Source organism: Aeromonas sp. s1(2024), assembly GCF_040908005.1.
Classification (GTDB): domain Bacteria; phylum Pseudomonadota; class Gammaproteobacteria; order Enterobacterales; family Aeromonadaceae; genus Aeromonas; species Aeromonas caviae.
This window is the reverse complement of record NZ_JBFOCW010000070.1, coordinates 41,630-67,652: the sequence shown is the minus strand read 5'-3', so window position 1 is coordinate 67,652 and position 26,023 is coordinate 41,630. Positions and strand designations below refer to the sequence as shown.

The 26,023-nt window shown below is 57.8% G+C and carries 28 protein-coding genes; 23 read left to right on the top strand and 5 right to left on the bottom strand.

Features of this window, described 5'->3' with window-relative positions:
• Window positions 1-22: 22 nt before the first annotated feature.
• Window positions 23-1,303, bottom strand: a complete 1,281-nt coding sequence (locus tag AB5Y70_RS17380) for an HlyC/CorC family transporter (protein WP_010673081.1) — start codon at window positions 1,301-1,303, stop codon at window positions 23-25.
• Window positions 1,304-1,342: 39 nt separating this feature from the next.
• The gene (ccsA, locus tag AB5Y70_RS17375; RefSeq protein WP_039040017.1) at window positions 1,343-2,134 is read right to left on the bottom strand and encodes an inner membrane protein YpjD; all 792 of its coding nucleotides are present in this window, start codon (window positions 2,132-2,134) and stop codon (window positions 1,343-1,345) included.
• 285 nt (window positions 2,135-2,419) lie between these two features.
• On the opposite strand from ccsA, the gene ffh reads away from it, so the two are divergent.
• From ffh to rplS, 5 genes are all read left to right on the top strand, one after another.
• Window positions 2,420-3,799, top strand: coding sequence for a signal recognition particle protein (gene ffh, locus AB5Y70_RS17370; RefSeq protein WP_010673083.1), 1,380 nt, complete (start codon window positions 2,420-2,422; stop codon window positions 3,797-3,799).
• Window positions 3,800-3,978: 179 nt separating this feature from the next.
• On the top strand, window positions 3,979-4,227 hold the full coding sequence (gene rpsP / locus AB5Y70_RS17365; RefSeq protein WP_010673084.1) for a 30S ribosomal protein S16: 249 nt from the start codon (window positions 3,979-3,981) through the stop codon (window positions 4,225-4,227).
• A gap of 24 nt (window positions 4,228-4,251) precedes the next feature.
• Window positions 4,252-4,773 (top strand): ribosome maturation factor RimM, encoded by a 522-nt coding sequence (gene rimM, locus AB5Y70_RS17360; RefSeq protein ID WP_039039979.1) that lies wholly within the window; start codon window positions 4,252-4,254, stop codon window positions 4,771-4,773.
• Between the two features lie 34 nt (window positions 4,774-4,807).
• The gene (trmD, locus tag AB5Y70_RS17355; protein WP_010673086.1) at window positions 4,808-5,557 is read left to right on the top strand and encodes a tRNA (guanosine(37)-N1)-methyltransferase TrmD; all 750 of its coding nucleotides are present in this window, start codon (window positions 4,808-4,810) and stop codon (window positions 5,555-5,557) included.
• A gap of 32 nt (window positions 5,558-5,589) precedes the next feature.
• Complete coding sequence (gene rplS / locus AB5Y70_RS17350; protein ID WP_005313505.1) at window positions 5,590-5,937, top strand: 50S ribosomal protein L19; 348 nt, start codon at window positions 5,590-5,592, stop codon at window positions 5,935-5,937.
• A 102-nt stretch (window positions 5,938-6,039) separates the two neighbouring features.
• Here rplS and AB5Y70_RS17345 read toward each other — a convergent pair whose 3' ends face one another.
• Complete coding sequence (locus tag AB5Y70_RS17345; protein ID WP_111896429.1) at window positions 6,040-6,369, bottom strand: isoamylase early set domain-containing protein; 330 nt, start codon at window positions 6,367-6,369, stop codon at window positions 6,040-6,042.
• A gap of 81 nt (window positions 6,370-6,450) precedes the next feature.
• A complete protein-coding gene (gene mutH / locus AB5Y70_RS17340; protein WP_111896430.1) occupies window positions 6,451-7,125 on the bottom strand; it encodes a DNA mismatch repair endonuclease MutH in 675 nt (224 codons plus the stop codon).
• 733 nt (window positions 7,126-7,858) lie between these two features.
• Here mutH and rppH point away from each other — a divergent pair.
• From rppH to AB5Y70_RS17300, 8 genes are all read left to right on the top strand, one after another.
• Window positions 7,859-8,386, top strand: a complete 528-nt coding sequence (gene rppH / locus AB5Y70_RS17335; RefSeq protein WP_005308708.1) for an RNA pyrophosphohydrolase — start codon at window positions 7,859-7,861, stop codon at window positions 8,384-8,386.
• A gap of 14 nt (window positions 8,387-8,400) precedes the next feature.
• Window positions 8,401-10,680 (top strand): phosphoenolpyruvate--protein phosphotransferase, encoded by a 2,280-nt coding sequence (ptsP, locus tag AB5Y70_RS17330; protein WP_111896431.1) that lies wholly within the window; start codon window positions 8,401-8,403, stop codon window positions 10,678-10,680.
• 66 nt (window positions 10,681-10,746) lie between these two features.
• Window positions 10,747-11,571, top strand: a complete 825-nt coding sequence (gene lgt / locus AB5Y70_RS17325) for a prolipoprotein diacylglyceryl transferase (RefSeq protein WP_043153049.1) — start codon at window positions 10,747-10,749, stop codon at window positions 11,569-11,571.
• Window positions 11,571-12,365: a thymidylate synthase gene (gene thyA, locus AB5Y70_RS17320; protein ID WP_042014892.1), complete on the top strand. Its 795-nt coding sequence runs from the start codon at window positions 11,571-11,573 to the stop codon at window positions 12,363-12,365. The genes lgt and thyA overlap by 1 nt, the downstream gene beginning before the upstream one ends.
• A 277-nt stretch (window positions 12,366-12,642) precedes the next feature.
• The gene (gene nhaA, locus AB5Y70_RS17315) at window positions 12,643-13,833 is read left to right on the top strand and encodes a Na+/H+ antiporter NhaA (protein ID WP_103261680.1); all 1,191 of its coding nucleotides are present in this window, start codon (window positions 12,643-12,645) and stop codon (window positions 13,831-13,833) included.
• Window positions 13,834-13,853: 20 nt separating this feature from the next.
• Window positions 13,854-14,234 carry a hypothetical protein gene (locus AB5Y70_RS17310; RefSeq protein ID WP_201969753.1) on the top strand — a complete coding sequence of 127 codons (381 nt, stop codon included), beginning with the start codon at window positions 13,854-13,856 and terminating at the stop codon, window positions 14,232-14,234.
• Complete coding sequence (nhaR, locus tag AB5Y70_RS17305; protein ID WP_052816308.1) at window positions 14,221-15,153, top strand: transcriptional activator NhaR; 933 nt, start codon at window positions 14,221-14,223, stop codon at window positions 15,151-15,153. The genes AB5Y70_RS17310 and nhaR overlap by 14 nt, the downstream gene beginning before the upstream one ends.
• A 48-nt stretch (window positions 15,154-15,201) precedes the next feature.
• Window positions 15,202-15,504 carry a metalloregulator ArsR/SmtB family transcription factor gene (locus AB5Y70_RS17300; protein WP_042878863.1) on the top strand — a complete coding sequence of 101 codons (303 nt, stop codon included), beginning with the start codon at window positions 15,202-15,204 and terminating at the stop codon, window positions 15,502-15,504.
• A 48-nt stretch (window positions 15,505-15,552) separates the two neighbouring features.
• On the opposite strand, the gene rpsT is transcribed toward AB5Y70_RS17300, so the two are convergent.
• Window positions 15,553-15,816 (bottom strand): 30S ribosomal protein S20, encoded by a 264-nt coding sequence (rpsT, locus tag AB5Y70_RS17295; RefSeq protein WP_005308808.1) that lies wholly within the window; start codon window positions 15,814-15,816, stop codon window positions 15,553-15,555.
• Between the two features lie 191 nt (window positions 15,817-16,007).
• Between rpsT and murJ the strand changes: the two genes are divergently transcribed.
• The 10 genes from murJ (at window position 16,008) to tppD (ending at window position 26,016) form a co-directional block, all read left to right on the top strand.
• On the top strand, window positions 16,008-17,570 hold the full coding sequence (gene murJ, locus AB5Y70_RS17290) for a murein biosynthesis integral membrane protein MurJ (RefSeq protein ID WP_052814606.1): 1,563 nt from the start codon (window positions 16,008-16,010) through the stop codon (window positions 17,568-17,570).
• A 210-nt stretch (window positions 17,571-17,780) separates the two neighbouring features.
• Entirely contained in the window at window positions 17,781-18,755 is a 975-nt protein-coding gene (ribF, locus tag AB5Y70_RS17285) for a bifunctional riboflavin kinase/FAD synthetase (protein WP_368176087.1), read from the top strand.
• Complete coding sequence (gene ileS, locus AB5Y70_RS17280; RefSeq protein WP_368176086.1) at window positions 18,755-21,616, top strand: isoleucine--tRNA ligase; 2,862 nt, start codon at window positions 18,755-18,757, stop codon at window positions 21,614-21,616. Before ribF ends, ileS begins: the two co-directional genes overlap by 1 nt.
• Window positions 21,616-22,119 carry a signal peptidase II gene (gene lspA, locus AB5Y70_RS17275; RefSeq protein WP_039039988.1) on the top strand — a complete coding sequence of 168 codons (504 nt, stop codon included), beginning with the start codon at window positions 21,616-21,618 and terminating at the stop codon, window positions 22,117-22,119. The genes ileS and lspA overlap by 1 nt, the downstream gene beginning before the upstream one ends.
• A complete protein-coding gene (gene fkpB / locus AB5Y70_RS17270) occupies window positions 22,116-22,568 on the top strand; it encodes an FKBP-type peptidyl-prolyl cis-trans isomerase (protein ID WP_041210958.1) in 453 nt (150 codons plus the stop codon). Before lspA ends, fkpB begins: the two co-directional genes overlap by 4 nt.
• Window positions 22,568-23,503 carry a 4-hydroxy-3-methylbut-2-enyl diphosphate reductase gene (gene ispH, locus AB5Y70_RS17265; protein ID WP_042878840.1) on the top strand — a complete coding sequence of 312 codons (936 nt, stop codon included), beginning with the start codon at window positions 22,568-22,570 and terminating at the stop codon, window positions 23,501-23,503. The genes fkpB and ispH overlap by 1 nt, the downstream gene beginning before the upstream one ends.
• 110 nt (window positions 23,504-23,613) lie before the next feature.
• Window positions 23,614-24,018, top strand: a complete 405-nt coding sequence (locus AB5Y70_RS17260) for a type IV pilin protein (protein WP_102949170.1) — start codon at window positions 23,614-23,616, stop codon at window positions 24,016-24,018.
• 2 nt (window positions 24,019-24,020) lie between these two features.
• Window positions 24,021-24,590 (top strand): type IV pilus modification protein PilV, encoded by a 570-nt coding sequence (pilV, locus tag AB5Y70_RS17255; RefSeq protein WP_102949171.1) that lies wholly within the window; start codon window positions 24,021-24,023, stop codon window positions 24,588-24,590.
• Window positions 24,587-25,582: a PilW family protein gene (locus AB5Y70_RS17250; RefSeq protein ID WP_319855187.1), complete on the top strand. Its 996-nt coding sequence runs from the start codon at window positions 24,587-24,589 to the stop codon at window positions 25,580-25,582. The genes pilV and AB5Y70_RS17250 overlap by 4 nt, the downstream gene beginning before the upstream one ends.
• On the top strand, window positions 25,579-26,016 hold the full coding sequence (tppD, locus tag AB5Y70_RS17245) for a type IVa pilus pseudopilin TppD (RefSeq protein WP_102949173.1): 438 nt from the start codon (window positions 25,579-25,581) through the stop codon (window positions 26,014-26,016). The genes AB5Y70_RS17250 and tppD overlap by 4 nt, the downstream gene beginning before the upstream one ends.
• Window positions 26,017-26,023: the final 7 nt, after the last annotated feature.

Below are 26,023 nucleotides of genomic sequence, written 5' to 3'. Positions count from 1 at the left end.
GGCTGCCATTGGCAGCCTTTTTTCAATCCTCGTACCCTGAATCGTCCCGGTACAGGTGCGGCATGATCCTCGCCATCTTCACCATGTTGTTCTCCACTTCGAGAATCTCGATAGGGTAGCCCGCCAGCCTGACACTGATGTTGGGTTGGGGGATCTCCTCAAGGTACTCCAGGATTGCGCCATTGAGGGTCCGTGGGCCGTCCATGGGCAGGTGCCAGTCCATCTCCTTGTTCAGCTCGCGGATGCTGGCGGAGCCTTCGACCAGGAAGGAGCCGTCCGGCTGGGGATGGATCTCGTCACTCGGGGTCGGTGTCATGGAGGTGGTGAAGTCACCGACAATCTCTTCCAGGATGTCGTCCAGGGTGATCAGCCCCTGAATATCGCCATATTCGTCGACGATAAGGCCAATTCGCTCCTTGTTGCGCTGGAACTTGGCCAACTGCACGTTGAGGGGGGTCCCCTGGGGGATGAAATAGATGGGGTCGACTTCCCGCAGCAGGCTGGACTTGCTGAACTGATCCCGGGCGACCAGTCTCAGGGCATCCCGTGAGTGCAGGAAGCCGACGACGTCATCGATGTTGTCGCGATAGAGCAGGATCTTGGTGTGGGCGCAGTGGGCCAGCTGGCGCAGTATGATCTTCCAGTCGTCATTGATGTCGATGGCGGAGATCTCGCTGCGCGGGACCATGATGTTCTCCACCGTCATCTTGTCGAGATCCAGGATGCTTATCAGCATCTCCTGGTGGTGCTTGGGAATGAGATTGCCCGCCTCGTTGACGATGGTGCGCAGCTCTTCGGAATTGAGGGAATCATCCTTGTTGTGCTCGAGACGCAAGAGTTTCAGCAGCAGGTTCGTGATGCTGTTGATGAGCCAGACAAGGGGGGCGAACGGCACCATCAGCCCCTTGAGGATCCAAGAGGCAGGGTAGGCTATCCGCTCGGGGAACATGGCCGCCAGTGTCTTGGGGGTGACTTCCCCGAATACCAGCACCACCAGGGTCAGCCCGAAGGTGGCAATGGCGACGCCGAGATCCCCGAACAGCCGGATGCAGACGATGGTCGCGATGGCGGAGGCCAGGATGTTGACCAGATTGTTGCCGATGAGAATGAGGCCAAGCAGGCGGTCCGGCCTGGCCAGCAGCTTCTCGACCCGGCGGGCAGCCTTGTGCTTGGTCTGGGCCAGATGCCGCAGCTTGTAGCGGTTGAGCGACATCAGACCTGTTTCGGAACTGGAGAAGAAGGCTGACAAAAGGATCAAGATAACGAGAACAATCAGCAATGTACTCGTTGAGATACTGTCCAAGAAGGGCTCCTGTAAGGATGGTTGGGGAATGTTCGTGTGTCAGCTAAGCAGCACTTCCTTGACGAAACGGCTGCCAAAATAGGCCAGTGTCAGGATGAAGCTGCCGATGAGGCTCAGCATGATGACCTTGCGGCCGCGCCAGCCACGGGTATGGTGACCCCAGAGCAGCAGAGCGTAGACGCACCAGGCCAGGATAGAGAGGATGGCCTTGTGGGACTTGCCCTGGGCAAACATGTCTTCTAGGAAGAACAGGCCGGATGCGATGGAGAGAGTCAGCAGCAGCAGACCTGCGGAAATGAGCTGAAACAGACGCTTCTCCACCGTCATCAGGGGTGGCATGGCTGGCAGGTGGCTGATCTTTCTGGATTTCAGTTGCCTGTCCAGGCAGGCAAGCTGGAGGGCAAACAAGCAGGCGATCATCAGTACCGAATAGGCCATCAGCGCGAGGCCTATGTGCAGCAGTAACTGGGGGTGCGCTTCCAGATGGGTGATGTAGCGCCCGGGAATGAGCGCGCTGGCTGCCAGCAGCAGGGCTGAAAAACTGTAGACGACGGGCAGCAGGATCCAGCCGTTGAAGCGTCGGGTGACGCAGGTCATGAAGCAACTGATGATAAGGCTGACCAGGGACGCCACGTTCAACATGCTGAGATTCTGGCCGGAATGGGTGGCCAGCACTTCGCTGCCCACCGCCATGCCATGGGCGGTCAGGGCCAGGCCGACACAGGCGAACAGCGATACTTGCCCGACGGGCTTGGCGCTGAGCAGCAGGTGCAGTGAGGCGATGATGGCCAGCAGGTAAAACGCCAGGGCCAGAACAGAGATCACGATCATAACCAGGTCGTTGTCAAACAAGCTTTATGGATAAGAGGGGCAGTATACCTTGCACAAGATATGCTCGCCAGTTGTGCCAGAGGCTAACTGCCCACATATAAGTAGGCGTTGATGGTCACCGTGCGGCGAATAATCGTCCTCCGGCGTTGACTGGGGTATACTGCCCTCCATTTGTTGACCTGCCCGTTCGATGGCAGGCCGCCGCGGCAAGCGGCGAGTAATCGTCCCTAGAGTGCTGACCGGGGTATAATGCCCCCAGTGTCACGCCAAGAACCGGAAAGCGTCATGTTTGAGAATTTGACTGAACGACTCTCGCGCACCCTGCGCAATGTCAGCGGCCGCGGCCGCCTGACCGAAGAGAACATCAAGGATACCCTGCGCGAAGTCCGCATGGCGTTGCTCGAGGCGGACGTCGCCCTGCCGGTGGTGCGCGATTTCGTGGCGCGCGTTAAGGAACGTGCCGTGGGCCAGGAAGTGGCCAAATCCCTGAGCCCGGGCCAGGCCTTCATCAAGATCGTCCATGGCGAACTGGTCACCGTGATGGGGGAGGCCAACGAACAGCTCAACCTGGCTGCCCAGCCGCCGGCCATCATCCTGATGGCAGGTCTTCAGGGGGCCGGTAAGACCACTACGGTCGGCAAACTGGCCAAACTGCTCAAGGAGCGCAGCAAGAAAAAGGTGCTGGTGGTCAGTGCGGACGTCTACCGTCCGGCGGCGATCAAGCAGCTTGAGACCCTTGCGGGCGACATCGGTGTCGACTTCTTCCCGAGTGATGCCAGCCAGAAACCGATCGCCATTGCCACTGCCGCCATCGATCAGGCGCGCAAGAAGTTCTATGACGTGGTGATCGTCGATACTGCCGGTCGTCTGCACGTCGATGGCGAAATGATGGCGGAGATCCAGGATCTGCACGCCACCATCAAGCCGGTCGAAACCCTGTTCGTGGTGGATGCCATGACAGGCCAGGATGCCGCCAATACCGCCAAGGCCTTCAACGAGGCGCTGCCGCTCACTGGTGTGATCCTTACCAAGGCAGACGGTGATGCCCGCGGTGGTGCCGCACTGTCGGTGCGTCACATCACCGGCAAACCGGTCAAGTTCATCGGTATGGGCGAGAAGACCGACGCGCTGGAGCCGTTCCACCCGGATCGTCTGGCCTCCCGCATCCTCGGTATGGGGGATGTGCTCTCTCTCATCGAAGAGGTGGAGCGCAACGTCGATAAAGAGAAGGCGGCCAAGCTGGCCAGCAAGGTCAAGAGCGGCAAGGGCTTCGATCTGGAAGACTTCCGTGAGCAGCTGGCCCAGATGCGCAACATGGGTGGCATGATGGGGATGCTCGACAAGCTGCCCGGCATGTCCGGCCTGCCGGACAACATCAAGGATCAGATGGATGACAAGCTCACCGTGCGGATGGAGGCCATCATCAGCTCCATGACGCCGAAAGAGCGTGCCCATCCCGATCTCATCAAGGGCTCCCGCAAGCGCCGCATCGCTGCGGGTTCCGGCATGCAGGTCCAGGATGTGAACAAGCTCCTCAAGCAGTTCACCGAGATGCAGCGCATGATGAAGAAGATGTCCGGCAAGGGCGGCATGCGCAAGATGATGGGCCAGATGAAGAACATGCTGCCCCCCGGATTCGGTGGTGGCGGTCGCGGTCCGTTCTGATTTTCCTGCTGGTCAGGCAGAAAGGCTCACCCTGGTGAGCCTTTTTCATGCCAATCCCTGCGCAAAAAATAGCTGGCTTGGTTGCAATTATTACGAATCCAAGTAGAATTACGCGGCTTATTTTAAGCTAGGGTCTGCGTATTTGCAGGCCTTGTTCATTAGATGTTTATGAGGACGATATGGTAACCATTCGTTTACAACGTGGTGGCGCGAAAAAGCGTCCGTTCTACCAGGTAGTAGTTGCTGACAGCCGTAACGCCCGTGACGGTCGTTTCATCGAGCGCGTCGGTTTCTTCAACCCGGTTGCTGCTGGTAACGCTGAAAAGCTGAACCTGGACCTGGCTCGTATCGAGCATTGGGTTGCTACTGGTGCCGCTGTTTCTGACCGCGTTGCCAAGCTGATCAAAGACGCTGCCAAAGCTGCTTAATCAGCCAAACGGTAGGGAGTTAAGGTGGAAAAACCTGTAGTTCTGGGCACCCTGGGGACCGTTTACGGGATCAAGGGCTGGCTTAAAGTGAACTCCTTCACCGATGTTGCCGAAGCGATTTTCGATTACAACCCCTGGCTGATCAATCAGAACGGGGCGTGGCGTGAAATCCGGGTGTCATCCTGGAAGCGTCACAACAAGGGTCTGATCTGCAAACTCGATGGTATCGATGTGCGTGAGGATGCCCTGGCATTGACCAACGTCGAGATTGGCGTCCCCGCTGATCTGTTGCCTGCGTTGCCCGAAGGGGAGTTCTACTGGCGTGACCTCATTGGTTGCACCGTAGTGACCACCAAGGGATACGACCTGGGCAAGGTGACCGAATTGATGGAAACCGGCTCCAACGATGTGTTGGTGGTTGAGGCCAATGTAAAAGATGCCTTTGGTGCAAAGGAGCGGTTGATACCGTTCCTGGAAGAGCAGGTGATCAAGAATATTGATCTGACTGCTCGAACAATCGAAGTTGATTGGGATCCTGGTTTCTAGTTTCCCGCGCTGATACGGGTGCCGGAGGTTTCTTATGTGGATTGGGGTGATTAGCCTCTTCCCGGAAATGTTCCGAGCCATTACCGAGCACGGGGTAACGGGTCGGGCCGTCAAGAGTGGCCTGCTGCAGATTGAGTGCTGGAACCCTCGGGACTTCACCCACGACAAACACCGTACGGTCGATGATCGTCCTTATGGTGGTGGGCCCGGCATGTTGATGATGGTTCAGCCGTTGCGTGATGCCATTCATGCAGCCAAGCAAGCGGCGGGAGACGGGGCGAAAGTCATCTATCTCTCTCCTCAGGGGCGCAAGCTGACTCAAGCGGGCGTGACCGAGTTGGCGACGAATCAGAAACTGATTCTGGTTGCCGGTCGATACGAAGGTATCGATGAACGCGTGATACAAACCGAAGTCGACGAAGAGTGGTCTATCGGAGATTACGTGTTAAGTGGTGGCGAGTTGCCTGCCATGACCCTGATCGATGCGGTTTCGCGTCTGGTCCCGGGGGTCTTGGGTGATCAGGCCAGTGCCGAGCAGGACTCCTTCACGGATGGGCTGCTGGATCATCCCCACTATACTCGGCCGGAGGTGTTGGATGGGCTGACGGTGCCCGAGGCGCTGACAAGCGGCAATCACGAAGTGATTCGGCGCTGGCGACTCAAGCAATCGCTCGGACGAACCTGGCAGAGAAGGCCGGAACTTATTAACAACCTAGCTCTGACTGACGAGCAAGAATCACTTCTTGCCGAGTATGTCCGCGAAGTGCGTGACAGCGTTAAGTAGAGTTTTCAGTTTATCCTAGGTAAGGAAAGACAATGAGCAAGATTATTCAGCAGCTTGAACAAGAGCAACTGCGTACCGACATCCCGGCTTTTGCCCAGGGCGACACCGTACGTGTTCAAGTTCGTGTTAAAGAAGGTGGTAAAGAGCGTCTGCAGGCTTTCGAAGGCATCGTGATTGCCAAGCGTAACCGCGGTCTGCACTCTGCTTTCACCGTTCGCAAGATCTCCAACGGCGAAGGTGTTGAGCGTGTATTCCAGACTCACTCTCCGCTGATCCACAGTGTAGAACTGAAGCGTCGTGGTGATGTTCGCCGCGCCAAACTGTACTACCTGCGCAACCTGTCCGGCAAAGCTGCTCGTATCAAAGAGAAGCTCAACTAATTCGATTCGAATTGGTGTCGGTATGTCGGCGAAAAGCTCGACAGGTAGTGAAAAGGCTCGCCAATGGCGAGCCTTTTTTGTATCCGTGTGCGGGGTATTGGCTCAACTGGGCTGGCTGACCCGCACCACAGAGTTGTCACGCCCGAAGGGGCCAGGCACGTAGTCGTCAGCCTCCCAGTCGTTGTCATAAAGGGTTTCACCATCGGGTTGCACTAGCTGATAGCAATACTCGAAATGGCTGGGGCCATCGGTCGGCAGGTTGAGTGTCGCCTTGAACTCCCCGTTTTTCATCCTCTTCAGTTCAATGGGCTGCCACTGGCTGAATTCACCCAGCAGCAAGACCTGCTCGGCCTCTCCCGCGGCCTCCCTTTCCACGGCAAAGGTCACCTTGACCTCGGGGCGGGACTTGAGAAATTGCTTGTTGATCGGCATGACGCCTCCTTGTCCTGATTGCGAAAAATAGCGGCTGTCTATTTTTATATCACTTTATGACAAGGATGTTGATAAACAGGATCAAAGGGGGAGGGCAAAGTGGCGCTGCAGCAGGCCGTGGGTAAAGTTGATCTTGAGATAGAAGCCCCGTGGCAGCGTCATGATGGGCTGGCCATTGCGGCCGATGGCCCGGGTCAGCGCCTTGTTGTTGGCCGCCTTGGGACGCAGTTGCAGCACCTGGCCATGACGGGCGCTGATCTGCTCCACCTCTCCCAGCACTATCATGTCCATCAGCTCTTCCCAGTCCTGGCGCAGCAGCATCTCCTCCTCTTCATTCGGACTCCACAGCAGCGGCATGCCGATCCGGCGCTCGCCGATGGGGATCTCTCGGCTGCCCTCCACCGGGATCCAGAGCACGCGGGAGAGCTTGTTGCGCACGTTGGACTCCTCCCAGCGCTGGCCGCTGACACCGATCAGCGGTGCCACGCAGACGAAGGTGGTTTCCAGCGGCTTGCCCTGAGGATCGATGGGGATCGTCTTGAGTTCGATGCCGAGATCCGGGAAATCCTGCTCCGGCTTGCTGCCGGCGCTAGCTCCCAGCTGCCACTCGATCAGCTGACCGACCCAGCCCTTGTCCCGACGCAGATCCGCCGGCACGGCGATGTCGGCCGTGGCGGCCAGCTGGGCCAGGGTGAAGCCGGCCATGGCGTAGGCGCGGGCCAGCAGTTCCTGTTCGGAGCGGGGGTTGGCGGGCATGAGTGACTCCTGCAAAGAAGGATTATTCTAGCAACTCTGATCCTCCCTGAGGATCGCTGTTTTTATAACCGATCCTGGCAGGGGTATGCACAGGGGGGGCAGTTTTGTGTGTAAGTGTTTATCGTAATGATTTTAAAGGGATTTGTCTCCAATTTATCGATGGGCGTCGCACTGGATCCTGCCTTGAAATAGTTGTCCAAGGGTTTGTTCGCGCTGTTTCACACAGTTATCCACAGAAATCTTGGATAACTGCTTAAAAGTAGGAATAGTCACCCTGTTGTTACAAAAAAATGTGAAACGGCACCGATTTTTGCGGCGATATCGGGGCAGATAGTGTGCCACTCCTGTGGATAAAATAACCGTGGTGGATCTTTGAACAGTCGAACTTGTTCACAATCCGGATCCCGGATCGCCGGCGGTAAAAGACATGGATCTTGATCCAGCATTCTTTGTTTAACACCATGTATTTAAATACATATTTTGTTTTATATTGCATCATGTATGCTGTGGGGCAGTTTGGAGCAGATAAATAAAACTACTGTATATACCCGCTTGCTCACAGGCTTATGCACAGTCTGGGTGGGCAACTTGCGGGTTCTGATCCTTTAATTTGTTTATAAGTTTGCTTGAAATCGAAAGTTATTCATGAATGGGGGATTGCAGTCCTTGTTTGCTGCCACGAGGTGAATGTGGAACAATCCCCTTATAGATTCAGCCTTTATAAGGTGATCACGTGATAGATGGCGACGGGTTTCGTCCCAATGTCGGAATCGTGATCTGTAACCGTGACGGACAAGTATTGTGGGCCAAGCGTTATGGGCAGCACTCCTGGCAGTTTCCGCAGGGAGGAGTTGATGACGGTGAGACGCCAGAGCAGGCCATGTATCGTGAGCTGTATGAGGAGATAGGCCTCAAGCCCGAGGATGTGACCATCATGGCGACCAGTCGCAACTGGTTGAAGTATCGCTTGCCAAAACGTCTCGTTCGTTGGGACAGTTCACCGGTCTGTATTGGCCAAAAACAAAAATGGTTCCTGCTGCAGCTGGATCCGGGCAGGGAGTCCAGGATCCAGTTCGGTTGTCATGGTCATCCGGAGTTTGATGACTGGCGTTGGGTCAGCTTCTGGTACCCGGTGCGTCAGGTGGTTTCCTTCAAGCGGGAAGTCTATCGCCGGGTGATGAAGGAGTTTGCCCCGCTGGCGATGCCGGTGCCGGCAGTGCAGGTCAACAAGAAGGATGGGCGGCGTAATCGCGCCCGCTAAGGAGCACAGATTAGTTGTTAACGGAACTCAGACGCATCGTCGAAAGCATGGCCGAAGCCAATACCCTCGAGCTGGCCTTGCAGGCATTGGTCAGCCAGACCCGGCTGGCCATGTCGGTGGACTGCTGTTCCGTTTACGTCTCCGAACCTGAAATGCGCCGCTACCGGCTGGCTGCGACCGATGGTCTGGCCGAGTCGGCGGTGGGCAAGGCCACCCTGCCGTTCGAGCAGGGTATCGTCGGCCTGGTGGGTCAACGCGAAGAGCTGATCAACCTGGCCGATGCCCCCTCCCACCCCAGTTTCAAATTCCTGCCCGATGTGGCCGAAGAGGCGTTTCGCTCCTTCCTCGGCGCTCCCATCATGCATCAGCGCCAGGTGGTGGGCATTCTGGTTGTGCAGCAGAAGGAGAGCCGCCTCTTCGATGAGGGGGAGGAGTCCTTCATGGTCACCCTGGCGGCTCAGCTGGCTGCCCGCATCGCCCAGGCCCAGGCCAAGGGGTGGCTGCAGAAGACCGACTGGAGCAAGCCGCTGCGCGGTATTGCCGGGGCGAGTGGCATCGCCATGGCCAAGGCCTGGGTGTGGCGTCCGCGCAAGGCGCTCAATACCATCACGCCGCGCAAGGACGAGGATCATGCCAAGCAGCTTGCCCGTCTCGAGCTGGCGGTGGAGGAAGTGCGCCACGATCTGGAGAGCCTGGCACTGCGTTTTCGCGAGAGCTACAGCCAGGACTCGGTCGCCATCTTCGACATCTATCTGCACCTGTTGAACGATCCCGGCTACATCAAGCCCATCCGCAACAAGGTCAGCAAGGAACACTGGACGGCGATCTCGGCGGTCAAACTCATCAGCGATCGGCTGATAGAGCAGTTCAAGGGGATGAAAGATCCCTATCTGCGGGAGCGCTCCACCGATGTGAAAGACATCGCCCAGCGGCTCATCAGCCGGCTGGTGCAGGACGAACCCGAGCAGCTCACCATCGGCGAACCCGTGGTGCTGGTCGCCGATGAGGTGACTGCCACCATCCTGGCCGAAGTCCCCCGCGAGTTTCTGACCGGGGTGGTGTCGCTCAAGGGGGGCACCAACTCCCACGCCGCCATTCTGGCTCGCGCCATGGGGGTGGCGGCCATCATGGGGGTGGATCTGCCGCTCGGCGACATCGGCGGTCGCATGCTGGTGGTCGATGGCTACAGCGGCGATCTCTTCATCGAGCCCAATCAGGTGATCCTGACCGAGTACCGGCAACTGCTGAGCGAGGAGCGGGCACTCGACACCCTGGTACGCAGCGTCGACAACCAGCCCTCCGAGACTGCCGACGGCACCAAGGTCTCTCTGCTGCTCAACGCAGGGCTGAGTGCGGATACCGAGATCTCCCTCAATCATCTGGCGGACGGGGTCGGGCTCTATCGCACCGAGATCCCCTTCATGCTGCAGGACAGCTTCCCTTCGGAGTGGGAGCAGACTGCCCGCTATCGCGGGATCCTGGAAACCTATCGGGATCGCCCGGTTTGCATGCGGACTCTGGACGTGGGGGGGGACAAGCAACTGCCCTATTTCCCCATCGTGGAGGAAAATCCCTTCCTTGGTTGGCGGGGGATCCGGCTCACCCTGGATCACCCCGAGCTCTTCCTGGTTCAGCTCAAGGCCATGTTGCGGGCCAGCGAAGGGCTGGACAATCTGGCGATCATGCTGCCGATGATCAGCAGCGTCAGTGAAATCAAGGCCTCCCGTCGTCTGCTGGATCAGGCGTGGCGCGAGGTGTCGGAAGAAGCGGCCAGCCGCGATGCGGTGATCCGCTACCCCAGTCTCGGGGTGATGATCGAAGTCCCCTCCGCGCTGTACATCCTGCCGGAGATGGCGCCGCTCATCGACTTCTGGTCGGTGGGCAGCAACGACCTGACCCAATACCTGCTGGCGGTGGATCGCAACAATGCCCGTGTCGCCAGCATCTACGATGCCTTCCATCCCGCTGTGATCCGCGCTTTGCAACTGCTGGTCGATGCCTCCCGGCGCTATCACAAGCCGGTCTCTGTTTGTGGCGAGCTGGCTGGCGATCCGGTCGGTGTGCTACTGCTGCTGGCCATGGGCTATCGCCGTTTCAGCATGAATACCCACAACATCTCCCGTATCAAATACGTGCTGCGGCAATCCGACCTTGGTGAGTTGAAGGCGCTGATGGCGGATGGTCTCAAGCATGACAATCCTCACGTGCTGCGCGGCCTGTTTGCCCGCTATCTGGAAGAACACGGTCTGGGCGGATTGCTGCGGGCTGGGCACAAGGTCAGGTTGCCCGATTGATATTCCACCTTGTTACTGCGTAAGAATGATCGGAGAATGCGGCTTTTCTTATGATTGGGGCCGCCTATGCAGCACGACGGATATTGGGTTTTCTCGCAGATTGATCCCGTAGCATTCAGTTTGGGACCATTATCGGTACGCTGGTATGGTCTCATGTACCTGTTCGGTTTTGCCTTCGCCATGTGGCTGGCTGGTCGCCGTGCCGATGCACCCAATAGCGGCTGGACCCGCAACGAGGTATCCGACCTGCTGTTTTATGGCTTCCTCGGGGTGATCCTGGGCGGGCGCATCGGTTACGTGCTGTTCTACAACTTCGATCTCTTCCTCGCCGACCCGACCTATCTGTTCAAGATATGGACCGGTGGCATGTCGTTCCACGGCGGCCTCATCGGGGTGATCACCGCCATGATCTGGTTTGCCCACAAAACCCAGCGCCACTTCTTCACCGTGGCGGATTTCGTGGCGCCGCTGATTCCGTTCGGCCTCGGTGTTGGCCGCATCGGCAACTTCATGAACGGCGAGTTGTGGGGGCGGGTCACCGATGTCCCCTGGGCCATCATCTTCCCCGAGGCGGGTCCCGAGCCGCGTCACCCGTCCCAGCTCTATCAGTTCGCGCTGGAAGGGGTGGTGCTCTTCATCATCCTGAACCTGTTCTGGCGCAAGCACCCACCCCGTGGCGCCATTTCCGGGATGTTCCTGCTGTTCTACGGTCTGTTCCGCTTCCTGGTGGAGTTTGTTCGTCAACCAGACAGCCAGCTGGGTCTCTACTTCAATGAGATCAGCATGGGTCAGATCCTTTCTACCCCGATGATAGTGGCGGGGGGGCTCATGGTCTGGGCCGCCTACAAGCAGCCCCGTCTGTTCGGCAATGCACCGAAGGAGGCGAAGTAATGCGTGCCTATCTCGACCTGATGCAGAAAATTCTGGATGAAGGGACCGTCAAATCCGATCGCACCGGCACCGGGACAGTCTCCTTGTTCGGTCATCAGATGCGCTTCAATCTGGCGGAAGGATTCCCGCTGGTGACCACCAAGAAGTGCCACCTGCGCTCCATCATTCACGAGCTGCTCTGGTTCCTCAATGGCGATACCAACACCGCCTATCTGAAAGAGCACGGTGTCAGCATCTGGGATGAGTGGGCCGACGAGCACGGTGATCTGGGGCCTGTCTATGGTGCCCAGTGGCGCTCCTGGCCAGCGGCCGATGGATCTGTCATCGACCAGATCCAGAAAGCGGTGGATGACATCCAGCACAACCCGGATTCCCGCCGCATCATCGTCTCCGCCTGGAACGTGGGCGAGCTGGACAAGATGGCGTTGGCACCCTGCCACGCCTTCTTCCAGTTCTATGTGGCGGATGGCAAGCTCTCCTGCCAGCTCTACCAGCGCAGTTGTGATGTCTTCCTTGGCCTGCCGTTCAACATTGCCAGCTATGCGCTGCTGACCCACATGATGGCGCAGCAGTGCGATCTGGAAGTGGGGGACTTTGTCTGGACCGGCGGCGACGTGCACCTCTACTCCAACCACATGGAGCAGACAGCACTGCAACTCACCCGCGAGCCGCGCCCTTTGCCGCAACTGGTGATCAAGCGCAAACCTGACTCCATCTTCGATTACAGATTCGAGGATTTCGAGATCCAGGGCTATGATCCCCATCCAGGGATCAAGGCGCCTGTCGCCATTTGAGTATGTTATGAGTGCGGGGCGAGCCCCGTCTCTCAGGTGACGATGAATCTACACTCAGCTATTAGAGGCGCCTGCGGGCGCCTTTTTGCATTTTTGTGAATTAATATGCAATTTTCGGGCTGGGAGATGGCTCCTGAAAAGGGGAGATAACCTGCTTATAGCAGGCATTATCCGTTTTGCTTTCGGTTTTTCCGTTGTTATCAGCCGTTAGAAACGATTTTTCATTGAGCTACTCGAGCCCTAGACTGAAAAGATGCAATTTTATGGGTAGTTAGATATGAGCGATGTATTCAAGCGTTTTCTCAAACTGGAGTCCGCTTCCGGGATCATTCTGATCCTGGCCGCCCTGCTTGCCATCGGCCTGGCCAATTCGGCGCTGGCGCAACACTATCAGGGCTTCCTCAATACCGAGGTACAGGTTCGCATCGCGGCGCTCGACATCAACAAGCCGCTGCTGCTCTGGATCAACGATGGCTTCATGGCGATCTTCTTCCTGCTGGTGGGTCTCGAGGTGAAGCGAGAGATGCTGGAGGGGGCGCTTTCCTCCCGGGTGCAGGCAACCTTCCCGGCCATTGCTGCCGTGGGGGGGATGTTGGCACCGGCCCTCATCTATAGCTTCTTCAACTACGGAGACGAGGCTACCCGTGCTGGCTGGGCGATTCCGGCCGCAACCGACATCGCCTTCGCTCTCGGGGTCATGGCGCTGCTGGGCAAGCGGGTACCGACCAGTCTCAAGGTCTTCTTGCTGGCGCTGGCTATCATGGACGATCTGGGGGTCATCATCATCATTGCCCTCTTCTACACCCAGCAACTGTCGCTGACTGCGTTGGCGATAGGTGTGGTGGCCACTCTGACCTTGCTCTGGATGAATCGCCGTGGTGAGGACAGGATTGGACTCTATATGCTGGTCGGCCTGGTGCTCTGGGTTGCCGTGCTCAAGTCCGGTGTCCATGCGACCCTGGCGGGGGTCATCGTGGGCTTCATGATCCCCCTCAACGGCAAGCGTTACGCATCGCCACTCAAGCATCTGGAGCATGTGCTGCACCCCTGGAGTGCCTTCCTGATCCTGCCGCTGTTCGCTTTCGCCAACGCCGGGGTATCGCTGGAGGGGATCTACTTCTCGGCTCTGCTCAATCCGCTCCCCATGGGGATCATCCTGGGGCTCTTCGTCGGCAAGCCGCTCGGGATTTTCACCATCAGCTGGCTGGCTGTGAAATCAGGCATTGCCCAATTGCCGCAAGGAGTGAACTTCAGACAGATCTTTGCCGTCAGCATCCTGTGTGGCATCGGCTTCACCATGTCGATGTTTATCGCATCGCTGGCATTCGAGCATGGCGGACTGGACTACGGCAGCTACTCGCGCCTCGGGATCCTGGCAGGTTCCACACTCGCGGCCGTGATCGGTTACATCGCACTGCGGATATCGCTGCCCAATCGGGAGGCGAATCAAAGTACGGAGGGGTTATGAGAAAACTAGGATGGTTAGTCATGCTGGCGAGCCCTGCACTCTGGGCAGATAGCCTGGTTGATTGTCAGCGGGATGCCACCTCGGCAAGTTGTTCTGCCTATCTCAACGGGGTGGTCGACAGCGCACTCATGCTGGGGGACTCTCAGGTAAAAGCCCGGTTCGGCGAGACCTTCGCCGAACGGGCATTGAGCAGTCGTGCCGGCGAGCGAGTCAAGCTGTCCAACAAGCGCTACTGCACCGAGCGAATGCCGGATGCCGGTCGTCTCAAGGCCCATCTACAGGCACAGTTCGACGCGAACAAGGTTGACTCGATCAGCGACATGTATGACATTCTGGCGGTTGAACTCAGCTGCTACCGGAGCCCGCCTGGTGCGGGAACCCCATCGGATGTCACACCTTAACTACAACCATCTCTACTATTTTTGGATGACTCAGAAGAAGGGCTCCGTCACGCAGGCGGCGGAAGCCCTCTTTTTGACCCCACAGACCGTGACCGGTCAGATCAAACTGCTTGAGCAGCGTCTTGGCGGCAAGTTGCTGATCAGAAAGGGGCGCTCCCTTGAGGCCACCGAGCTTGGCCAACTGGTATTTCGCTATGCGGACAAGATGTTCAGCCTCTCCTACGAGATGCTGGATATCGTCAACTACCGCAAGGAGAGCCAGATCCTGTTCGATGTGGGTATCGCCGATGCTCTCTCCAAGCGTCTCGCGAGCCGGGTACTGCTCTCCGTGATCCCCAATGACGGTTCCATTCACCTGCGCTGCTTCGAGTCGACCCATGAACTGCTCCTGGAGCAGTTGAGCGAGCACAAGCTCGACATGATCCTCTCTGATTGCCCGGTGGACTCCAGCCAGCATGCCGGGTTGCTGTCCAAGCGCCTGGGGGGATGCGGCGTCAGTTTCTTCTGCAAGGCGCCTTTGCCCTCCCAGCCTTTCCCTGCTTGCCTGGAAGAGCGCAAGCTGCTCATCCCGGGCCGCCGTACCGCCATGGGTCGTCAACTGACCCAGTGGTTCGAGCAGCAGGGGATTTCCCCCAGTATTCTGGGAGAATTCGATGATGCGGCGCTGATGAAGGCGTTCGGCTTCTTCAACCAGGGCATCTTCATGGCTCCGACCATCTATCGGGAAGAGATCCTGGAGGGGGAGGAGGTGATGCTGCTAGGTGAAACCCAGGATCTGATGGAGGAGTATTACGTCCTCTTTGCCGAGCGGATGATCCAACATCCTGCGGTCAAGCGGGTATGCGAGAGTGATTTCTCCTTCCTCTTTGCGGGGCAGGAGGATTTCACGGCCATTCAGCCGGCAAGCCTCTCGTTTTAAATCGAGGGTGACGGCGCTATGATGCCAGTCTTGGAAGAGGAGGGTGAGATGCGATTGGAAGAGATGGAAGCGAATGCCGGGCGTGCCGTCACCCTGCTCAAGGCATTGGCCAATGAGCGACGGCTGTTTATCTTGTGCCAGTTACTGGATAGGGAGCTGTCGGTCGGCGAGCTGAACGAGGTCTTGGGATTGAGCCAGTCAGCCATGTCGCAGCATCTGGCGGTGTTGCGCCGGGATGAGCTGGTGGCGACGAGGAAGGAAGCCCAGACGGTCTATTACTCCCTGCGCAGCCATGAGGTGCGCGAGATGATCGGATTGTTGCACAGACTGTACTGTAGCGACCCCAAATAAAAAACCGGCACTAGGCCGGTTTTTTCAGCTTTCATCAGCGGATGCTGATTAAGCCATGGCTTTGATCTGGGCAGACAGGCGGCTCTTGTGACGAGCAGCTTTGTTCTTGTGGATCAGGCCTTTGGTCGCCATACGATCCATGATCGGCTGAGCAACAGCGAAAGCGGCAGTGGCAGCAGCCTTGTCACCAGAGGCGATGGCAGCGATCACTTTCTTCAGGTAGGTACGGGTCATGGAACGACGGCTGGCGTTGTGCTGACGACGTTTCTCTGACTGAAGAGCACGCTTCTTAGCAGATTTGATGTTAGCCAAGGTAAAACTCCTAAAACTGTCTTAGCGAGTGTATTGAAAAGGCCCGGAAATATGCCTTCCCAACCACATATTGTCAAATGATTTGTGCAAATAAACACCGCCCCCCGGTGGTGTGTCAGATGGGAGACGGTTAAACTGTCGGCCGATTCTAACAGCATTCTTTTCTTTCCGACAGTTCCAGAGGCCTCGTCTTGAGTAAGAAATTGATCAAATCCGGCATGATAGTGTCCGGAATGACGCTGGCATCCCGTGTGATGGGCTTGGTGCGCGATGTGGTCATCGCCAATTTGCTCGGTGCCGGGGTGGCTGCAGACGTCTTCTTCTTCGCCAATCGCATTCCCAACTTCTTGCGCCGGCTCTTTGCCGAAGGGGCATTCAACCAGGCCTTCGTGCCCGTGATGACGGAGTACAAGAAAAACGGTGACGAGCAGGCGGTTCGGGAGCTGCTGGCGGCGGTGGCGGGCACCCTGGGTGGCATCGTCACCGTGGTCACCCTGCTCGGGGTGCTGGGTTCCGGTGTCCTGACGGCTCTCTTTGGCTGGGGCTGGTTCTGGGACTGGCTGCACGGCGGACCGGCGGCGGAGAAGTTCGAGCTTGCCAGTCTGATGCTCAAGATCACCTTCCCCTACCTCTGGTTCATCACCTTCACCGCCATGGCGGGGGCCATTCTCAATACCTTTGGCCGTTTTGCCGTGTCCTCCTTCACGCCGGTATTCCTCAACATCACCATGATTGCGGCGGCCTGGTGGATCGCACCCTTGATGGAGCGCCCCGAAATCTCCCTGGCGATCGGTGTCTTCCTCGGCGGTCTGGTCCAGTTTTTGTTCCAGTATCCTTTTCTGCGCCAGCTCAACATGCTGGTCTGGCCCAAGTGGGGTTGGCACCATCCCGGGGTGGTTAAGATCCGTACCCTGATGATCCCGGCCCTGTTCGGCGTCTCGGTCAGCCAGATCAACCTGCTGATCAACACCATGCTGGCGTCGTTCCTGGCTACCGGTGCCATCAGCTATCTCTATTACTCGGACAGGTTGCTGGAGTTTCCCCTCGGTCTCTTTGCGGTGGCCATCAGCACGGTGATCCTGCCTGCCCTGGCCAGAAAACACGTGGATGCGGATCCGGCTGATTTCTCTCGCACCATGGATTGGGGGGTACGCATGGTGATGCTGCTCGGCTTGCCAGCCATGGTCGGCATCGCCGTGCTGCGCGAGCCCATACTGCGGGTACTTTTCATGCGCGGTGAGTTCGGTCTGCACGAGGTGAGCATGTCCAGTGCGAGCCTGCTGGCCTCCACCACGGGGCTGCTCTCCTTGATGCTCATCAAGGTGCTGGCCCCCGGTTATTACGCCCGCCAGGACACCAGGACGCCGGTGCGTATCGGCATCATGGCCATGGTAGCCAACATGGTGTGCAACCTCATTTTCATCTATCCGCTCGGCTACGTCGGGCTGGCGCTGGCGACCGCCTGCTCCGGCACGCTGAACGCCGTACTGCTGTTCAAGGGGCTCTATCAGCAGGATGTCTATCGCCCTTCCCGCAACACCGGGCTGTTCTGCCTCAAGCTGCTGGCGGCAACGGTCTTGATGGGGGGGCTTCTGGCCTATCTGTCGCCGGATCTCACCCAATGGGGTGCCTGGAGTATGGGCAAGGCCAGCCTGGAGTTGACCCTGCTGCTCTGCCTGGGCGGAGCGCTGTATGGCATTGTCCTCTTGGCATTGGGGATCCGGCCACGGCATCTGAGAGCCGGTCAGCAATAAGGAGTCAGCTGCAAGGGAGGGGGACAGTACAGGGGAGATGGGGGAGCGGCCTCAGGGGCTGTCGGGTTGGCCCGCCAACGAGGTGCGATGCTCCTGGCCGAGTCCGAGAAGCGGGCGTGATGGCTAAATCGGGTCAACGGCAGGGCTGACCCTGCCTGCTGCCTGATATATAATCCGCCGATTTCCATGGCAGCAACGCACAAGGCACTGATGGAGCTTATTCGCGGCATTCACAATATCAAGCCCCGTCACCGGGGCTGTGTATTGACCATAGGCAACTTCGATGGGGTTCATCAGGGGCACCACGCGGTGTTGGCCCGTTTGCAGGATAAGGCCGCCCAACTTGGCCTGCCAGCCTGCGTCATGTTGTTCGAACCCCAGCCGCTGGAGCTGTTTGCGGGCAGTGCCGCGCCCGCCCGCCTCAGCCGCTGGCGGGAGAAGTACGAAGCCCTCAAGGGAATGCAGATCGATCGCATGCTCTGCGTGCGTTTCACCCATCGCTTTGCCGAGCAGGCGGCCAGCACCTTCATCGAGCAACTGCTGGTGGAGAAACTCGGCGTGCACTATCTGGTGGTCGGCGACGATTTTCGCTTCGGCAAGGGGCGGGAAGGGGACTTCCACCTGCTGGAGGAGGCCGGTCGGCGCTTCGGGTTCGAGGTGATCAGCACCCAGAGTTTCCAGCTTTCCCGCCAGCGGGTCAGCAGTACGCTGGTGCGCGAGGCCCTGAAAGCGGGCCGCATGGCGGAGGTGGAGTTGATGCTCGGTCGCCCCTATGCCATCAGCGGCCGGGTGGCCCATGGCGACAAGCTGGGGCGCACCATAGGTTTTCCCACCGCGAATCTGGCCCTCAAACGCCAGGTTGTCCCGGTCGGTGGCGTGTTTGCGGTGGAAGTGATATGTTCCGGCAAGACTTTCCCCGGTGTCGCCAATGTGGGTGTACGCCCGACCTTGAGCGGTACACAAGCCAGATTGGAAGTACATCTATTTGATTTTTATGGTGATCTATATGGTCAGCAGGTCAAGGTGCTGCTTCGCCACAAGCTGCGCGAAGAGCAGAAATTTGACTCTTTCACCGCCTTGAAAGAGCAGATCGAACGAGATGCCCTGGCGGCCCGAGCCTGGTTCGGGCTGCCACAATTTCATTTACCCAGCACTCTTTTAGAAAAGAAGGGAACCCAGGACTGATGAGCGACTATAAACACACCCTGAATCTGCCGGAAACCGAGTTTCCGATGCGTGGCGATCTGGCCAAACGCGAACCCAACATGCTGAAACGTTGGTACGATCAGGATCTTTACGGCGCCATTCGCCGCGCCAAAGCGGGCAAGCCTTCTTTCATTCTGCACGATGGCCCCCCCTATGCGAACGGCAGCATTCACATCGGTCACTCGGTCAACAAGATCCTCAAAGACATCATCATCAAGTCCAAAGGCCTTTCTGGCTTCGATTCCCCCTATGTACCGGGCTGGGATTGCCACGGTCTGCCCATCGAGTTGAAAGTGGAAGGCATGGTCGGCAAGCCGGGCGAGAAGGTTTCCGCCGCCGAGTTCCGCGCCGAGTGCCGCAAATACGCCAAAACCCAGATCGAAGCGCAGAAGACCGACTTCATCCGTCTGGGCGTGCTGGGTGACTGGGAACACCCCTACCTGACCATGGATTTTGGGACCGAAGCCAACATCATCCGTTCCATGGCCAAGATCGTTGAAAACGGCCACCTGCACAAAGGCTCCAAGCCGGTGCACTGGTGTACCGATTGCGGCTCCGCGCTGGCTGAAGCGGAAGTGGAGTACTACGACAAGAACTCCCCCTCCATCGACGTGCGCTTCAAGGCCGTCGACGAGGCTGCCGTTGTCGCCAAGTTTGATTGCGCCGAAGGCCACACCGGCAAGGGCGCGCTCTCTGCCGTGATCTGGACCACTACCCCGTGGACCCTGCCGGCCAACCGCGCCATCGCCATGCATGCCGATCTCGACTACGCGCTGGTGCAGGTTGAGGGCGACAATCCCGAGCGTCTGATCCTGGCCGCTGAGCTGGTGAAGGATGTGATGGATCGCGCAGGCATCGAGCACTTCCACAACCTGGGTTACGCCAAGGGTGCCGCACTCGAGCTGCTGCGCTTCAACCACCCCTTCTACAGCTTCGACGTACCTATGGTGCTGGGTGACCACGTCACTCTGGATGCCGGTACCGGCGCGGTGCACACCGCCCCTGGTCACGGTCAGGAAGACTTCGTGGTCGGTCAGAAGTACGGTCTGGAAGTGGCCAACCCGGTTGGCAGCAACGGCGTCTATCTGCCGGATACCGAACTGTTTGCCGGCCAGCACGTGTTTAAGGCCAATGCGGCCGTGGTCGAGGTGCTGACCGAGCGCGGCGCACTGCTGCATCACAAGGTATTCAACCACTCCTACCCGCATTGCTGGCGTCACAAGACCCCGATCATCTTCCGTGCCACCCCCCAGTGGTTCATCAGCATGGAGCAGAAGGGTCTTCGGCAGCGCGCCCTGGAAGAGATCGAGCGTATCGAGACTCAGGGCATTGCCGAACACGGCCAGAGCGGCTGGGTCCCGGCCTGGGGCAAGAATCGCATCCAGGCGATGGTCGAGAACCGTCCCGACTGGTGTATTTCCCGTCAGCGTACCTGGGGCGTGCCCATCTCCCTGTTCGTTCACAAGGATACCCAGGCGCTGCACCCGGATTCCGTGCGCCTGATGGAAGAGGTGGCCAAGCGGGTCGAGCAGTCCGGCATCCAGGCCTGGTGGGATCTGGACAAGGCCGAGCTGCTGGGCGCTGATGCCGACAACTATGAGAAGGTGCCCGACACCCTGGACGTCTGGTTTGACTCCGGTTCTACCCACGCCTCCGTGGTCGACGCCCGTCCCGAGTTCAACGGCAAGCCGGCCGACATGTATCTGGAAGGCTCTGACCAGCACCGTGGCTGGTTCATGTCCTCCCTGATGATCGGCGTGGCGATGAAAGACAAGGCTCCCTACAACCAGGTGCTGACTCACGGCTTCACCGTGGATGGTCAGGGCCGCAAGATGTCCAAGTCCATCGGCAACGTGGTGAGCCCGCAAGACGTAATGAACAAGCTGGGTGCCGACATCCTGCGTCTGTGGGTAGCGAGCACTGACTACACCGGTGAGATGACCGTCTCCGACGAGATCCTCAAGCGCTCCGCCGACGCCTATCGTCGTATCCGCAACACTGCCCGTTTCCTGCTGGCCAACCTGAACGGTTTCAATCCGGCGACCGACATGGTGGCGCCTGCCGACATGGTGGTGGTGGATCGCTGGGCCGTGGGCCGTGCCAAAGCGGTACAAACCGAGATCGTGACCGCGTTCGATGAGTACAACTTCCACGGCGTGACCCAGAAGCTGATGCAGTTCTGCTCCATCGAGATGGGTTCCTTCTACCTGGACGTCATCAAGGATCGTCAGTACACCGCCAAGGCTGACAGCCTGGCCCGTCGCTCCTGCCAGACCGCCCTCTATCACATCGCCGAGGCCATGGTGCGCTGGATGGCGCCGATCATGAGCTTCACCGCCGACGAGATCTGGGCCCTGCTGCCGGGTGAGCGCGGTGAGTTCGTGTTCACCGAGGAGTGGTACGACGGCCTGTTCGGGCTGGAAGCGGGCGAAGTGCTGAACGACGAGTTCTGGGCCGAGATCCTCACCGTGCGCGGTGAAGTGAACAAGGCGCTGGAAGTGGCCCGTGGCGAGAAGCGCATCGGCGGTTCTCTGCAGGCCGAGCTGACCCTGTTCGCCAAGCCGGAGCTGGCCGCGCGTCTGAACGCCCTGGCCGATGAGCTGCGCTTCGTGCTGCTCACCTCCAAGGCCAAGGTGGTCAGCGTCGATGCTGCACCGGCAGAGGCAGTGGCAACTGAGCGCGATGACCTGTGGCTCTGCGTTGCCCAGTCTGCCGCCGCCAAGTGCGACCGCTGCTGGCACCATGTAGAGGACGTGGGTACCATCGCGGGTCACGAAGAGATCTGTGGCCGCTGCGTCACCAACGTCGAGGGTGACGGCGAAACGCGTCAATTTGCCTGATGAACATGACTCAACATAAAAGCGGCCTGCGTTGGCTGTGGCTGGCGGTGCTGGCCTTCGTACTGGACCAGGCGAGCAAGCTCGCCGTGGTCAAACTGCTGCCATTTGGCTACCCGGGGGTGGAGATCACCCCCTTCTTCAACCTGGTCCACGTCTACAACAAGGGCGCTGCTTTCAGCTTCCTGGCAGATCAGGGGGGCTGGCAGCGCTGGTTCTTCGCCGTGCTGGCGTTCGCCATCTGCGGCCTGCTGATCCACTGGCTGCGCAAGCAGTCGGTCACCCAGCGCTGGAGCGGTATCGCCTACAGCCTGATCATCGGCGGGGCGCTCGGCAACGTGTTTGACCGGCTGGTGCTGGGCCATGTGGTCGACTTCCTCGACTTTTACTGGCAGCGCGCCCACTGGCCGGCGTTCAATCTGGCTGACAGCTTCATCTTCATCGGTGCCGCCATGATCGTGCTGGATGGCTTCCGTGGTGAGAAAAAACAGGACGCGACCTTATGAGCCAGCTGATTGCTGCGGACAGCAGCGTGCTGTTCCATTTCTCTATCAAACTGGAAGATGGCTCGGTGGCGGACAGCACGGCGCTGCACGGCAAGCCTGCCCGTCTGCGGATGGGAGACGGCAGTCTGACGCCGAGCTTCGAGCAATGCCTGCTGGGGCTGCGCGAAGGGGAGAGCAAGAGCTTTACCCTGGCGCCGGAAGAGGCGTTTGGCCTTTCCAATCCTGACAACATCTACCATCTCGATCGCGCCAAGTTCGGTAACGAAGTTGAGCCCAAGGTGGGTACCATCATTCTGTTCGACCAGCCCAACGGCAGCGAACTGCCCGGGATCATCCGGGCGGTGGAAGGGATGTCGGTCACGGTCGATTTCAACCACCCCCTGGCCGGTCACACCGTCACCTTCGAGGTGGAGATCCTGGGGGTTGATGACGAGGAGAAGGTGCACTGATGGATATTCTGCTGGCTAACCCCCGTGGCTTCTGTGCCGGTGTCGACAGGGCCATCAGCATCGTCGAGAGCGCGCTGGAGAAGTTCGGTGCCCCGATCTATGTCCGTCACGAAGTGGTGCACAACCGCTACGTGGTGAACAAGCTCAAGGAGGCGGGTGCCGTTTTCGTCGAAGAGCTGGACGAGGTGCCGGATGACAGCATCGTCATCTTCTCCGCTCACGGTGTCGCCAAGGTCGTGCGCGAGATGGCCAAATCCCGCGCCCTCAAGGTGTTCGATGCCACCTGTCCGCTGGTGACCAAGGTGCACATGGAGGTCCATCGCGCCAGTCGCAAGGGCTCCGAAGCCGTGCTCATCGGCCATGCCGGCCACCCCGAGGTGATCGGCACCATGGGACAGTACGAGAACAGTGAGGGTGGCATGTATCTGGTGGAGACGCCGGAAGATGTGGCCAAACTCAAGGTGAAGAACCCGGACGACCTCTGCTTCGTGACCCAGACGACACTCAGCGTGGACGAGACCTCGGATGTCATCGATGCCTTGCGTGCGCACTTCCCCAAGATCCAGGGGCCGCGTAAGGATGACATCTGCTACGCCACCCAGAACCGCCAGGATGCGGTGCGGGAGATGGCCGGGCTGGTGGACGCCATGCTGGTGGTGGGGTCGCGCAACTCTTCCAACTCCAACCGTCTGCGGGAGCTGGCCGAGAAGGTGGGCGCCAAGGCCTACCTCATCGACGATGCCTCCATGATTGAGCCGCAATGGCTGGACGGGGTTGTCCGTATCGGGGTCACGGCGGGTGCGTCAGCCCCCGATGTGCTGGTTCAGAATGTCATTGCTCGTCTGCGCGAGCTGGGAGGCAAGATAGTGACCGAGCATCCTGGCCGAGAAGAGAATGTGGTGTTTGAAGTGCCGCCCGAGCTTAGAATTATTTGAATGTGGCCAGGATGGCCTGAGAATAAAGAGTTATGTTCCTGATGCCGGATTTGTCGTTGCGACCTATCCGGCATTAGACTATATGAACCGCCAGTCACCAAGGATGGGATATGATTGGGTTCTATCGAGGCTTTTCTCTCATTGAATTGATGATTGTCGTCGCCATCGTGGCGATTCTTGGCACCATCGCTTATCCCTCCTATCAGCAATATGTGCTGACCAGCCATCGTGTCGAAGCCAAGAGCATGCTGCTCAATGCAGCCAATCGGCAAGAAACCTATTTTATGGATTTCAATCAGTATGCATCCTCTGCTGCTGCTCTTGGTATCAGTAGTGCATCTGAAAATGGCCTGTATCAATTATCCATTGCCGTATCAGGCAACACCTACACCTTGTCAGCCAGTGCTGGCGCGGCGACGGCCCAAGCCAAAGATACCGATTGCACGGTGTTTTCGATTAATCAGTTGGGCGTCAAAAGTGCCTCTGGTGCAGCTAGCAATAGCTGTTGGGAATAGCCATGGCCATTCATGTTTCATCACATGAGAGAGGATTCAGCCTGCTGGAGGTGATGATCACCGCAGTCATCCTGTCACTGGGGCTGCTTGGTCTGGTTGCTTTGCAAACCCATTCCAAATTTGCCAGTTATGAAGCTCGTCAGCGTACTATCGCCAGCTGGTTGGCTAACGATATGGTTGAACGAGTACGAATAAATCGCGATAGCTGGACCGCATCCGGTGCAGTAACCGTTAATCTTGCCGCCAACTTGCCACGCCCGACATGCGCCGCTGCAGATGGCACAATCAGTGCGTGCAGTGCTGCAGATTTACGTAATGCCGACCTTCACTACTGGCAACAAGCCTTGCTTGGGGCCAGTGTTTCGGGGGCGGCATCTTCCTTGATTTCACCGATAGGCTGCGTGGTGCGGCGGGCCAATAATGTATTGGCTGTCGGGATATTCTGGGCTGGCAAGCAAGAGATATCTGATGGGGGAGCTGCTGCTGCCGCAGCAACGCTGATCAATGAGTGTCAACTCTCGACAGCAAATAATCTTTCGAGGCGCCAGTTTATTCTGACGACGACTTTATGATTTCTCGCGGTTTCACGCTGGTAGAGTGGCTGGTCGCTATGCTGCTCGGTCTATTTTTGTTGGCGGGGGTATTCACTGTTTTTGTGATGTCTCGCTCCAGCTCTGAAGATGCCTTTGATCAAAGTGAATTACAGGAGAATGGTCGGCTGGCCATTCGGCTGATTAGCCAAGATATCAAATGGGCTGGTTTTTTTGGGGCTTATACCGGCCAGTCAACACAAGTTGGTTCTTCTCTGAGCCTCAGTGCTGGCAGCATTGTTCCTGCTAGTAGCGATTGCCTGGATGAGCGCTCTGTCGGTAGTTTGCCATCAAATGCTGGTTCCATCAGGGGGCTATGGGTAAGCCGGGTATCAACCACCAAAGGATTGGCTGGATTCGCTTGTATTCTCGCTGCTGATCGGGTGGAAAACTCGGATGTTATCAGTATCAAGCGACTGGTAGGGCGTCCTATACCAGCATCAGAGGGATTGGATACAAACCGCTTTTATATGGCAGCCAATAGTCAGGAGGCGAGAATCATCAAGGGAAGTGAAACCCGACCACTCTTTGGTGCCAATAATGAGAGCCAGATCTGGGAATACCAGCACTATATTTATTACCTGTCACAAGAAGATGGTGTTCCTGTTTTACGCAAGCGCTATTTGACCGTCAATGGTGGTTCTGCTCTGATTGGTGGCGCTATGGCCGAAGGCGTTGAACATATGGTGCTGATGTATGGTGTTGACGACTCCTTGATCCCTGATGGACGTATAGACAGATATATATCAACGGACCAAATGACAACACAGCGCTGGAATGAAGGGCGAGTATTGGGGGCTCGGCTTTTCTTGCTGATTAGAGCTGCTCGGGAGTCAAGTCGCTATAAGAATAACAATAGCTATCAACTCGGTAATATCACGGTTGATGGTGGTGGTGATGGTTATCGCCGTCTGCTCTTGGAAAGCAGTATTGCATTACGCAATCAACAAATTACCACCCGAGGTGGAACATGAGATTGGTTAAAAAAAACCAGGGTGTAGCATTAATTGTTGCACTGGTTATTCTGGTTCCCTTGACTCTGATTGCAGTAGTCGTCATGCAGTCCAGTGGTATGAGTCTGAAGATGGCGGGTTCTAGTGCCAGTTTGCAACGAGTGGAGCACGAAGTTGAAGGTACTCTGGAGTCTGCATTGAGCGATACTTCTCTCTCAACACAAATTGCAACACAGGCTATTGGGGTTTCAGCTGCAATAGGCACTACTACTCCAGCTACAACCCTGACAGTCAATACAGAAAGTGTATGTAAACGCAAATTTGAAGCCAGTAGCCAGAATGTAACGCCAGCTTGTCGTTATGCTGAAGCCACCACATCCAGTGCTTATGGCAAGGTGAATAGCCAAATGACCTTTACTGCCGGGGTAGAACAACCCTTGCTCAGTGCCAATTAGGGAGCCA

Bases quoted from the DNA above. Each gene is read 5' to 3' on its own strand.
- ccsA (WP_039040017.1), bottom strand. From the start codon at position 2,134: ATGATCGTGATCTCTGTTCTGGCCCTGGCGTTTTACCTGCTGGCCATC.
- ffh (WP_010673083.1), top strand. From the start codon at position 2,420: ATGTTTGAGAATTTGACTGAACGACTCTCGCGCACCCTGCGCAATGTC.
- rpsP (WP_010673084.1), top strand. From the start codon at position 3,979: ATGGTAACCATTCGTTTACAACGTGGTGGCGCGAAAAAGCGTCCGTTC.
- trmD (WP_010673086.1), top strand. From the start codon at position 4,808: ATGTGGATTGGGGTGATTAGCCTCTTCCCGGAAATGTTCCGAGCCATT.
- rplS (WP_005313505.1), top strand. From the start codon at position 5,590: ATGAGCAAGATTATTCAGCAGCTTGAACAAGAGCAACTGCGTACCGAC.
- AB5Y70_RS17345 (WP_111896429.1), bottom strand. From the start codon at position 6,369: ATGCCGATCAACAAGCAATTTCTCAAGTCCCGCCCCGAGGTCAAGGTG.
- mutH (WP_111896430.1), bottom strand. From the start codon at position 7,125: ATGCCCGCCAACCCCCGCTCCGAACAGGAACTGCTGGCCCGCGCCTAC.
- lgt (WP_043153049.1), top strand. From the start codon at position 10,747: ATGCAGCACGACGGATATTGGGTTTTCTCGCAGATTGATCCCGTAGCA.
- thyA (WP_042014892.1), top strand. From the start codon at position 11,571: ATGCGTGCCTATCTCGACCTGATGCAGAAAATTCTGGATGAAGGGACC.
- nhaA (WP_103261680.1), top strand. From the start codon at position 12,643: ATGAGCGATGTATTCAAGCGTTTTCTCAAACTGGAGTCCGCTTCCGGG.
- AB5Y70_RS17310 (WP_201969753.1), top strand. From the start codon at position 13,854: ATGCTGGCGAGCCCTGCACTCTGGGCAGATAGCCTGGTTGATTGTCAG.
- nhaR (WP_052816308.1), top strand. From the start codon at position 14,221: ATGTCACACCTTAACTACAACCATCTCTACTATTTTTGGATGACTCAG.
- AB5Y70_RS17300 (WP_042878863.1), top strand. From the start codon at position 15,202: ATGCGATTGGAAGAGATGGAAGCGAATGCCGGGCGTGCCGTCACCCTG.
- ribF (WP_368176087.1), top strand. From the start codon at position 17,781: ATGGAGCTTATTCGCGGCATTCACAATATCAAGCCCCGTCACCGGGGC.
- ileS (WP_368176086.1), top strand. From the start codon at position 18,755: ATGAGCGACTATAAACACACCCTGAATCTGCCGGAAACCGAGTTTCCG.
- lspA (WP_039039988.1), top strand. From the start codon at position 21,616: ATGAACATGACTCAACATAAAAGCGGCCTGCGTTGGCTGTGGCTGGCG.
- fkpB (WP_041210958.1), top strand. From the start codon at position 22,116: ATGAGCCAGCTGATTGCTGCGGACAGCAGCGTGCTGTTCCATTTCTCT.
- ispH (WP_042878840.1), top strand. From the start codon at position 22,568: ATGGATATTCTGCTGGCTAACCCCCGTGGCTTCTGTGCCGGTGTCGAC.
- AB5Y70_RS17260 (WP_102949170.1), top strand. From the start codon at position 23,614: ATGATTGGGTTCTATCGAGGCTTTTCTCTCATTGAATTGATGATTGTC.
- pilV (WP_102949171.1), top strand. From the start codon at position 24,021: ATGGCCATTCATGTTTCATCACATGAGAGAGGATTCAGCCTGCTGGAG.
- AB5Y70_RS17250 (WP_319855187.1), top strand. From the start codon at position 24,587: ATGATTTCTCGCGGTTTCACGCTGGTAGAGTGGCTGGTCGCTATGCTG.
- tppD (WP_102949173.1), top strand. From the start codon at position 25,579: ATGAGATTGGTTAAAAAAAACCAGGGTGTAGCATTAATTGTTGCACTG.